Source organism: Gardnerella vaginalis 1500E (genome assembly GCF_000263595.1).
GTDB classification, from domain to species: Bacteria; Actinomycetota; Actinomycetes; order Actinomycetales; family Bifidobacteriaceae; genus Bifidobacterium; species Bifidobacterium vaginale_E.
This window is the reverse complement of record NZ_ADES01000013.1, coordinates 1-10,884: the sequence shown is the minus strand read 5'-3', so window position 1 is coordinate 10,884 and position 10,884 is coordinate 1. Positions and strand designations below refer to the sequence as shown.

The 10,884-nt window shown below is 41.8% G+C and carries 1 protein-coding gene and 1 pseudogene; both read right to left on the bottom strand.

Features of this window, described 5'->3' with window-relative positions; genetic code table 11:
* Window positions 1-248: 248 nt before the first annotated feature.
* Window positions 249-9,494 carry a Rib/alpha-like domain-containing protein gene (locus tag CGSMWGV1500E_RS02270; RefSeq protein ID WP_004128576.1) on the bottom strand — a complete coding sequence of 3,082 codons (9,246 nt, stop codon included), beginning with the start codon at window positions 9,492-9,494 and terminating at the stop codon, window positions 249-251.
* Between the two features lie 522 nt (window positions 9,495-10,016).
* A pseudogene (locus CGSMWGV1500E_RS06460) lies at window positions 10,017-10,884 on the bottom strand (serine/threonine protein kinase); the annotation flags it as partial.

The following is a 10,884-nucleotide window of genomic DNA, read 5'->3' as shown; positions in this document are numbered from 1 at the left end:
ATGTCAAGTATGCTGTCATTATCGCAGTGGTGTGCTATCTCGCTACCAGTACACAGATCATTTAATGGCATCTATGTATCGCACCTATACCTCTGTAGTTTATGCCTCTATAGCCTACAGCTCTACAGATTTACTACAGATATAACAATGCTCCGTGGCTGAAGAATTGTCGTAAATTTTGCGAACTCTTTCATCACGGAGCATATATATTATTTATTCAATTTTAATATTTGTTGCAACGCCAACGTTTACTCGTGCTTCTTCTTGCGAATAATGACTGCGAGTGCAGTACCTATTGCAGCTGCGAGTGCAGCAACAGCGCCTGCTGCAGCAACAGCAGCTCCAGTGTTACTCAGATTTGAAGTAGTAACCTTACCGGATGAGTGTCGTGCCGGAGCATTATTTGCTACGTTCTTCGCGTTGCTTGCATTTTGCTTTACAGAGTCTGAACCAGACTTGTTCTCATTAGATTCTTGAGTTTTAGCAGTTTGGGTTTGCTGCTTATTGTCATTAGAATCTTGCTCAATAGGTTCTTCTGGGAGTTGCTCAGGAAGAACATCAGGAAGCGGTGAAGGAGTTGGCTCAGGCACTGGAGCTGGCAAAGGCGATGGAGCTACTGTTGGGTTCGCTCCAGCTGTGCCTGTTACAGTCGGAGAAGTAGACGTACCCTTCGTCGATTTCGCAGTAACTTCAGTATTGTCTTTTATCTTATTTGCTGGAATCGTTACTTTACCAGTAGTTGGATCAACAGTCACGCCGGTTGGAGTGTTACCGTTAATAGTCCAGTTACCATTATTATCTTTCTCCACGGTAATTGTTGCAGGAGTCGTTGTATCGACTTCTGGAATATACGTGATTTCTAGAGTATCAGCGTCTGCTGGTGGGGTAACAATTGCAGAACCTTGCTCATCACCATTTTGTGGTGTTATTACAACTGGCCTATCTGATGGTGTCGGAGTTGGTTCTGGCTCTGGCGTTGGTTCTGGTTCCGGAGTTGGCTTCTCCTTTTCGCTAACTTTAGCAGTTACCACTTCTGACTTGCTATTGCCGGTCGTATCGCTACTGTCTTCTGATTGCGCAGTAATAGTGCTACCGCGCTTAATCTTGTCTGCTGGAATCGTAACTTTTCCGGTTTGCGGATCAACAGTTACGCCGTTAGGTGCAGAGCCGTCAATCTTCCACTCATGATTATCGCCTTCAGCAACAACAGTAATCGTTGTGGTTGTTTCACTACCTTCTGGGGTGTAAGTAATCACAACCTTGTTCACGCGAGTATCAGACTCGTCAGGTGTTACGCTAGTGCCACCCTCGGTTGGAGTGTCAATCTTTGGCTTAGTAATATTTCCGCCGACAGTAATATTTACGCTATCGCCTGTTTTTGCGCCGTCACCCGTGCCTTTGGTTGGCGTGAGGATGATGATGGATCCAGGATTTTGCTTGTTGATAGTAATAGTGAAGTTGCCATCGTTATCTGCTTTACCGGTTCCGATTTGCTTATTATCTTTGTCGGTAGCAGTTACAGTTGCGCCTGGAAGAGTCTTTCCAGTGATGATTTGTTTAGTAGAATCATCTGGATTATCTTTTAGTGTTTGCCCGCTAATCTGCGGAGTCTTAAAGCCAGTTACAGCAGTAGCAGGATCAGACGGTTTGTCCTTATCATTCTTCGCTACTGCGGTGATAGTGCTGCCATCCTCCAAATCCTTTGCTGGAATAGTAACAACACCAGTTTGCGGATCAACACTTACGCGTTCTGGAGCGTCTCCGTCAATCTTCCACTTGCCGTCGGTATCACCTTTCTTAACAACAATTGTGCGAACTGGCTGCTCTGGACCGTTAATATGATTTGGCTTAGCGTTGATTTCAATCTTCACAACCGTCGTGTCGCCAGTTGGCGGAGTTACAGTTACGCTTCCGCTGCTCGTGTTGCCGTCGGTTGGTACCGTAATCGTTGGCTTTTGCGGCTTGGCAGTGACGGTTACAGTAGTTGCGTCACCATCAACCCCACCCTTGCTTGGAACAAGCTTGAGAGCTGTATCAGGATTCTTCTTATCGATTTCGATAGTGAAGTTGCCTTTGTCATCTGCTGTTACTGGAGTACCAACAGTGCTTTCGCCTTCTTTGACAGTTACTGTGTTTCCTGGCTGAGTTTTACCAGTAATAATTGTCTTACCAGACTTATCTGGCGTATTTTCGGCTTTGCCATCGTTGATAAATGGCTTGTTCTGTGCCACAACGTTTACTGTTACTTTGACTTCTACTGGATCCTTTACGCCTGGAATCTTGACAAGCACGGTGCCGTTAGTGGTGTCTGGTTTGTCGGTCTTTGGAGCAGCATCTTTCTTCCACTCGAAGGTGGTTCCCTGAGGTAAATCACCTTGGTTGGAGATGCTGTTTTCTGCGCTTGGAGAATCACCAACATGCACGTTCACAGTCTTGCCTTCTGGATTTGGCACAACGAGCACGTTGACTGGAATGTCAACATTTGGCTCGCCTTGAACTTTAACAGTCACAACGCCTGGCTGGTTGCCAACGTGTGACGTATCAGGCTTCTTCTTCCACTCGAAAGTTGCTCCAGTTAATTTATCTTTATTGGAGATTAAGTCATCTGGCTTAGGAGTGGTATCAGTTGTGCTGCCATCCTTCTTTTGCAACACGGTTACGTCGTTTGCAACAGGTGTTGGTGTCACAGTAATTGTTACTGGCACATCTTGAGGTTCTTGTCCTGGAATCTTTACAACAACAGTGCCGTTAACAGTGCCTGGCTTGTCGGTCTTTGGAGCAGCATCTTTCTTCCACTCGAAGGTGGTTCCCTTAGGGAGTTTGTCCTTATTTTCAATGCTGTTCTTAGGATCAGGATCGCTGTTCTGAGCAACAGTGGTTACCTTCGCTGTAGGCTTAGGAGTTACGTTCACAGTTACAGGAACATCAATCGTATAACCAGACTTGCCATTTACGCCTGGAATAGTGACTTTTACTTTACCGCCTGTCTTTTTTCCAACGGTATCTGTAGTTGGTTTGTCACTATCTTCCCAATCGAACTTAGTGCCATTAGGGAATTTACTCGTATCGTCAGAATCCTTAATAACATCCTTAGCGTTTGGCAGTGTGCCATCTTGTGGGACGTTCACAACTTTCGCTTCTGGCTTTGGTAAAACGTTCACTTTTACAGGCACTTCCACAGGGGATTGGCCTGGGAGGGTGACAATAATAACGCCGTTCTTTGAGCCAGGATTATTTGTGTCCGGTTTATCTTCAGGCTTCCATGTGAAGGTAGTTTCGCTAGGATACTTATCCGTTTTATCAGAATCCTTAATAACATCCTTGGCTTCTGGCAATTGCTTGCCCTGTGGCACGTTTACTTCAGATGCACTTGGGTTAACAACGTTTACAGTAACTGACACTTTCACAGGGGATTGACCTGGAACTGTTACAACAACTTTGCCTGGCTTGCCGTTACCTTCAGTGTTTGTGTCTGGTTTTTCGTTGTTATCCCACTCGAATTGCGTGCCATCAGGGAACTTATCCTTATTGGAAATCATGTCTTCTGGCTTAGGTTCCACGCCCTTTGGCACAGTCACAACTTTAGTTGTAGCAGTTGGAGCCTTAATAGTTACAGGCACGTTGATCACGGTTGACGATCCATCCGGATACGTAACTGTTACAGGCACCTCAAACTTGCCAGCCTTATCTCCAGCAGGAATCTTAGACTTATCGCCATTAGCAATAGAGTAAGTTGGATTACGTGTTTCGTCCTTTGGCCAGGTAGGAATCGTAACCTTACTTGTAATTTCGTCTTCAGTAGGCTTTCCGTTGTCGATATTCTTTTCAAGTGGTGCAGCTTGTGGAGTATGCGTATTAGCATCCGTATCCTTAACAACCACATGAACTTTTACAGTGTCAGTAGTTCCATCTGGGTATGTAACAGTAACCGGCACATAGCTTTCACTTGGAGTATTCGTATTTGGAAGCTTTGTTCCAGCTTTAATGGTTTTGGTTGGCTGCCGTTTTCCTGCACCACTTGGATAGTTAGGCACACGTACTTGATTAGTAATATCGTCATCGCTAATCGTTTCGCCGTGCTTCTTCGTAAGAGTTGTAGCGGTTGGTTCGTAAGAGTCGGAATCCTTATTCAAGATTGTAACGTTTACGTCCACATCTTCGCTTGTGCCGTCTGGATAAGTTACTGTTACAGGTACGTTGTAAGCTCCAGGTTCCGAGTTTATCCCTGGAATCTTCTTTTTATCCTTGACTTTGTAAGAGATTTTAGTTGTATCTCCAACAAAGTGTGGAACCGTTACTTTATCAGTAATTTCTTTCTCGCTAATAGTTGAGCCGTAAGACTTTTCTAGTGTAGAAGACGTTGGTGTGTAAATATCCTTGTCAGTATCCCTAACTACCACTGGAACTTCAAGAACAACTTCTGACCCATCTGGGTATGTGACCTTAACAGGTACGTTAGTTGTACCAGTCTTAGTCATATCAGGCAAGTTGTTTTCATTTACAAGCTTTACCTTTGTTCCCTTTGGAGCGGTCTTGCCATTAACTGTAGAAGTCTTTACAGCTTTCTGAATGTCCTCAGCGGTGATTTTATCACCACGGTTCTTCTTAACTTCGCTTGCGCTTGGTGCGTAAGTCTTAGTATCAGGATCTCCAGTAGTAACCTTTACTGTAACGTGAGACTTAGAACCATCAGAATACTCGATACTAACGTTAATATTTACGTCGCCAGGAGTCTTACCATTTGGAATATCGCTAGCGTTTTCAACAGTTACTGAAGTTGGATTAGGTTTACTACCGTCAAAAGTAACGTGCTTCTTTACTTCAGCTTCGTTAGTTGTTTTACCATATTCCTTCGTTATATTAGTAACAGTTGGCTTATTTGTTTCGCTTTGTGGCTTGTTAATTTTTACCTTAACAACTGTATGATCTTCTGAACCGTCCTCGTATGTAATTGTTACAGGAACAGTAAAATCGCCAGCTTTAGTTCCGTTTGGAATATTATTCTGGTTGTCAATAGCAATTTTCGCGCCTTTTGGACGGGCTATATCTTTACCAAAGCTAATGCCTTGATCATTTCCAACGCCAATAATTTTGCCGGATATGTCTGTATTTGGCTTCGAGTTGTAATCAAATGTAATCGTATTGCCTTGTGGGTTATAGCTCTTGCTCTGTGGTTCGCCAATTTTAACTTTTACTGTTGCGTATCCAACAGAGTTATCGCTATATGTTATCTTTACTGGAACTTCGTATGTGCCAGGTTCAGTCCCGCTAGGAATCTTGGTTCTGTCGGAAATCTCAATTGTTGTATTTCCTGCAGGGACTTTGCCATTAGGCCAAGATATTCCGCCGCCATTAGAAGTACTTGTTATAGATTTTTCTATATCGTCTTTCTTAGAGCCATAAGGCTTTTCAACCTCTTTTGTATTAGGCTTATTAGTCTTGCTCATTGGCTCTTTAATGGTAATAGGTACTTCGACTTCTGTTGTAGAACCATCTGGATAAGTCACAATAGCTGTTATTGTGGAGTTTCCAGGAGTGTTGCCATCTGGTAAAGTCTGACCAGTTTTTACAGAAACTACTGGTTTCTTATTTGGGTCTTTAACCTTATAGTTAGTTGTTACTGCTTTCTTTATATCATCTTCTGTTACTCTTTTACCGTTTTGTTTCGTAATACGGGTAGCAGTTGCAGTGTGTTCCTCTGCGCTTGTATACACAGCAATCTGAATAGGGAGTTCAGATTTATTACCAGCCTCGTCTGTTACAGTAACAGTACGGCTCCAATATTGGTCTGTTGCTTCGTCGGCTGGTGCTGTGCCAGTTATATGTACAATAGCAGGGTTTTTAACACTGTGGTTGTTTGCATTGTCAACTGTTAGGGCAGTACTAGTAATTCCACATTCAGTTACTTTGCCATTCAAGTTTGCGCCGACTATTTTGCCAGTGTTGTCATGAACTTTCAGTGTAAGATCAAACTTCTGTCCACGATGAACTTTCAGCAAGTAATGATCAATATTGCCGTGCTTCGCTGTTCCTAAAGCAGGCTTTTCAATAACAGGCTTAATAGTATCCGTAACAGTAAGCTTTGATTTGATTTCCTGAGTTGAACCATCTGGGAATGTTATGCGAATCTTAACTTCGCTCTGTTCGCCAGGTTTATTCCAATCTGGTTCCTTAACCCAAGAATAAGTAGTGCCGGTTGGGAAGTCTTTCTTGCTGGTTTCCGATATACCATCCTCAGCCTTTGGATGATTATTATTGTTTCCATCAGCAGGAATGTTGTGAGTTATATCCTTTGGAGTAATCTTGTTAAATTTATCTGCTTGAGTGTGCACAATAAAGCGAATTGGAAGGTTTGTTTGATTTCCAGAATTATCAACTGCTATAAGATTACTAGAGTATGATACGGCAGCCGCGCCATTCGGCACAGTTCCTGCAATCTTTATTGCTCGAGGATCTTGTTCAGAACCAACACCTTTCTTTGTTGCAAAATCAGATGAAGACATGCCTGCTACTAAATTATTAATCTTCAAATCTGTAACTTTGCCACTGTTGTCGGTTGCTGTTATTTTCAGTTCGCACTTGTCACCGTGGTATGTGTCAATCTTTGTGTAGCTTACTTTGCCTTCAGTAATCTTTTCAGTTACTTCAGTCCAAGTGTTACCAGGGCCTTTCTTGTACACCTTTATTACTGGTTTTACTTTATCTTGAACTGTTACAGCTACAGCAATATCCTTAGTTTCTCCTCCAGGAATGCTGACTTTTACTGTGCCTTGCTTTTCTTGTCCGGTTGAGTTGGTTTCAGGTTTATTAACCCAAGTGTATGTTGTTCCAGAAGGAACATTCTTGCTGTTTTCAAATATTTTCTTAGCATCATCCTCAGTAAGATTATGACCTAAGTCAACGGTAATAGGATTTGCTTTTAGCTCGTAAGGTTGCTTAACTGTTAGCTTAACTTCCTTCTCAGTTTTGTTTCCAGCTGCATCAGTAACTGAGAACTTGAGTTTGTGTTCGCCAACTTCGCTTGCCTTCATGCCGAGTATCGTAATTTTTACTTTGCGATCTTTTGGATTATCTTGTGTTCCTTGGTAATCAATCTGCAAACGTGAAAAATCATTATTTACAAGTTGTAATAATGGAGTTGCAATATTGAAGTCGTCAATTTTAATATCATCTTTTGCTTCAAGATTAAAGATTAAGTTTTCTCCAACTTTTGCAGTTGCGTCGTTTGCTGTAAGTGTTGGATTTTGTTTATCTTCTGTAGCTTGATGATTTTCACTTTTATCGGAAGATAAATTGAAGGTATTTGTATGTTTATCCTGATGATTGTTGTATGAACTGCTTGTAATCGCATACACATTTCCTGCAGGTATGCCATTAGCTACAGTAATAGTTGCCTTACCGTCTTTGATTTCGGTAGTAGAGCCAATTGCGTTATTGTTGGCATCGTATAATGTAACTTTGTTTGTGGCACCTGGTATAAACCCAGTGCCGACGTTTACTACTACTTTCTGGTTTTTAATTTTTGCGCGACCGGTTAAATCTGTTTCAATAACAGGTGTTTTCGGCTTAATGTTAAATGTTACAGTAGTATCTTTGTGGCTACCGTCTGTGTAATGCACTCTGACAGTGTTATTAAAGTTGCCAATTGTGCTGGAATTAGGTTTTCCACCGTACCATTCTACTTTTTTCGGCTTGACTTTATTGCCAGAATTATTTTCGAGTGTTATGTAATCGCTTGGTTGTTTAAGTTTATCTCCAACGGTTACAGTGTTCTCGCTACCTTTTGGTAAGTGATCAAAAGCGAGTGGTTTTTTAACTATTACAGGAATGTCTACTGTATGGCTGGATCCATCTGCATATGTAATCTTTGCTTTGACTTTTAGTTCATTTTTAGAATGTTTGAAACGGCTTTCGGATAGTTTTGTACTTGGTAGCTTCTTTTCGAAAGTTATCTTGCCTTTTCCATCATTGTCCTGAATCTGCTTCTCTAGTTCTTCTTTAGTAAGCGTATGCCCCCAACCAACAGTAAGTGGGGTAGCGGTTGGAGTCTTGTACTTCTCGTTCAGGTTCTTAAGATGTACTGTAATATTCTTTTCTGCTTTGTTGCCGGAAGCGTCGGTTGCAGAAACTGTAATCGTGTAGTCGGAGTTTACTGGATTATTTTTTTCATCCTTGTGCTCAAACTTAACGCCATTAATTTCGTGTTTGTAAGGATTCTTTTCAGTTGCGTCATAACCGTCCTTATTATTCTCATCAAAGTTTGCATTCTTTATGCTATCCGGGAATCCTTTTACAGAGAAATTAGTTACTTTTTCGCTATTATCGGACGTGCCGAAAGTAATCTTTTGCTTATCACCTTGATATACGGTAATGCTACTGGAGTCGTCTGTAAGCTCCTTGCCATTAAAATACAGCTTTGGAGGCAAATTATCGCTTTTTGTGCGAGGGAAGTTTTCGTCGTGAGTTCGTCCGGAAATGAAGGTGTAAGCAGAATGTGTATTTCTTCCGTAAGAGCTTGTGTTTGCGTAAGTAAAAGCGTTTTGAATGTCGTCTGTTGTTACGCCTTGGCGCAGCTTTACCTTGCAATGCATGCGTACAGCGTAATCAACATTAACAGTTGTTATACCAATGCCGTAATTGTATCCGCTATAAGGGCTTGGTCCAGGAGCTATAGCCTTCTTAATAGCGTCATCTAAATCTCTTTCGTTAACGTGGAAGTTATCGGATATATCTCGTCCTCTACTTCCTCCGTTACGAACATTCAATGAATACTTATAAGTAGAGCCATTATAATCACGGTCGTTGTTAAATAAATTCTGATCGAACGATTTGCTTGCCTCATGATTAAACAAGGTAATATCGTGCGAAAGATTTGCATACGTTTGAGGTGATCTGTCATTGCGCTTGTAGAAGTCAAATCGTAAATCAGTTACGGTATCGCCTTTATATCTGCCATTGTCTAGGTCTGCAACAGCATAAGGCACTAGCCACACATATTGCTGTTTTTTAGACGATGTAAGCATGGACTTGCCGTCATTGTTAAAGAACACGTCGAATACTAGGTATTGGTCGTTCCCGATCTTTTCGAGATACGCATACATATCCGTCTTGTTCTTTAAGCTGTGATAATCGCCAAGATTGTCTTTAGTGTCTACGTATCCTGCGTCGCCGTTGCTGTTTTGATAACGCCAGCGCTGAAACTCAAGAATATTCGGCTTATGCAGCCAAGGATTAGGATCATCGCTTGCGCTACTCACTTGAGATGCAAAAGCCGCTGTAGTTGGAGGAAGAAGAATATTAGAGGATGCGAGTATTGGCTGGCCTCCCAAGCACGTGGCTGCAGTAAGAACTGTGGCAAGTGTGCTCAATGACACCTTGCGCATAGTAGCAGACACGGAAGTTGCATTCATTTTTGCTGCGTAAGATGCGCATGTGTTTTCAAATGCGCTCGTAGCTTTTTTGCTAGAGAGCTTTTTGTGAGTGGTATCTGCCATAGTGTTCCCCCGTTTTGGTTTTAATTTCACGTTTATGAGTGCGTTTTATTTTAAACTTATGTCCATTTTTCTATGCTTATTCGTTATTTTTTCATAACGAATAGTGGCATAAATATTTATGCGCATACACACAATTCATAATATTATACAGTATTTTATTAAAGTTTATATAAATTTTTTATTGTTAAATATCTAACAACTTTAAAATTTTCTGTCGGGGGGGGGGTGTTCTATGTATAAAATATTGTCATAACGACAGATTATTTAAAATTATCTAAAATTTTATCATTTTATAGTAATTTATTCGCATATGAATTAATCACACTTGTAGCGTTTCTTGTGCACATGCTTAAGCAGGTCGTCAGCGCACACCAACTACAACCTAGTTTCTAAAGCACAGCCACACTAATCTGCCCTGCCTTCGTCAATCGAGACGAAGACAGACCTCGCTTGCTCAGGGTTGCCTTCGCGCGCTAAATAGCAGCGCTCAGGCAGGTCGTCGCGCTACGTATTTAGCGCGTTTTACAGCGATTCGCCAGGAATCGAAGACCAGTCGAAAGGTTCTTCCACAAGATAGTACGCGTTCGAATCATCCGGGGCGGGTGCGAACGGAACTGCGCGGCTACGCTCTGTAGGTACAAAGGGATTAATCCAATCGCCTCCGCCGGCAGGCAAATCCTTGCGTGTTTCTTTGTAAAGCTTAGGATTCCTGCGCAAAATAAATGGTCGTGTCAAATCCGGCTTATTTTCAACTTTTCCAACGAAATATCCACTATTTACAAGCTTATCGAACTTCGCACCAACAGGTACAACAACCATAAAATCCTGCATTGTGTAGTAGTAACCAATGCCGTAGCCTGGATCGTCATGAATTCTTTCATATTCTTCTGGATCATTATCTGGAAATTGGACGTATTTTCCATTCAGACATGTAAATCCACCGCCATAAATAGGAGCATCTTGATTGCCGCATTGCGCAATAAAACCTCCAGCATACAGTTCAACAGCACCAGTATCACCAGAAATAAGATGATTTCTCATCATTGAACTATTTGGAAGATTCTTATCAAATACAGCGTAATCCGTAGGATCTTGGCCTAATGAACTCAAATAGAGAACGCCATTATAATTCATATAGCCTTCGCTATTTTTATCAGGTATTTTGCCGTTTTTATCTGCAATATCTGCCGGTATAAGTTCTGTAATACTTTTTTCGTCTTTTTCCCACTTTTTCTCACTCTCATAAAGACACGGAATAAGATTGATGCAATCGCCACTCTTCGTGCACCATTTGCCAACGAAAGAGCCTGCTCGAGTTACAAGATAAGCCGTTTCGTCTCCTAAATTCATCGGCTCAGTCACCACATCCTTAGCTTTGGATGCGTCAACA

Excerpts from the sequence above, each read along its gene's own strand:
- CGSMWGV1500E_RS02270 (WP_004128576.1), bottom strand. The coding sequence starts at position 9,494 with ATGGCAGATACCACTCACAAAAAGCTCTCTAGCAAAAAAGCTACGAGC.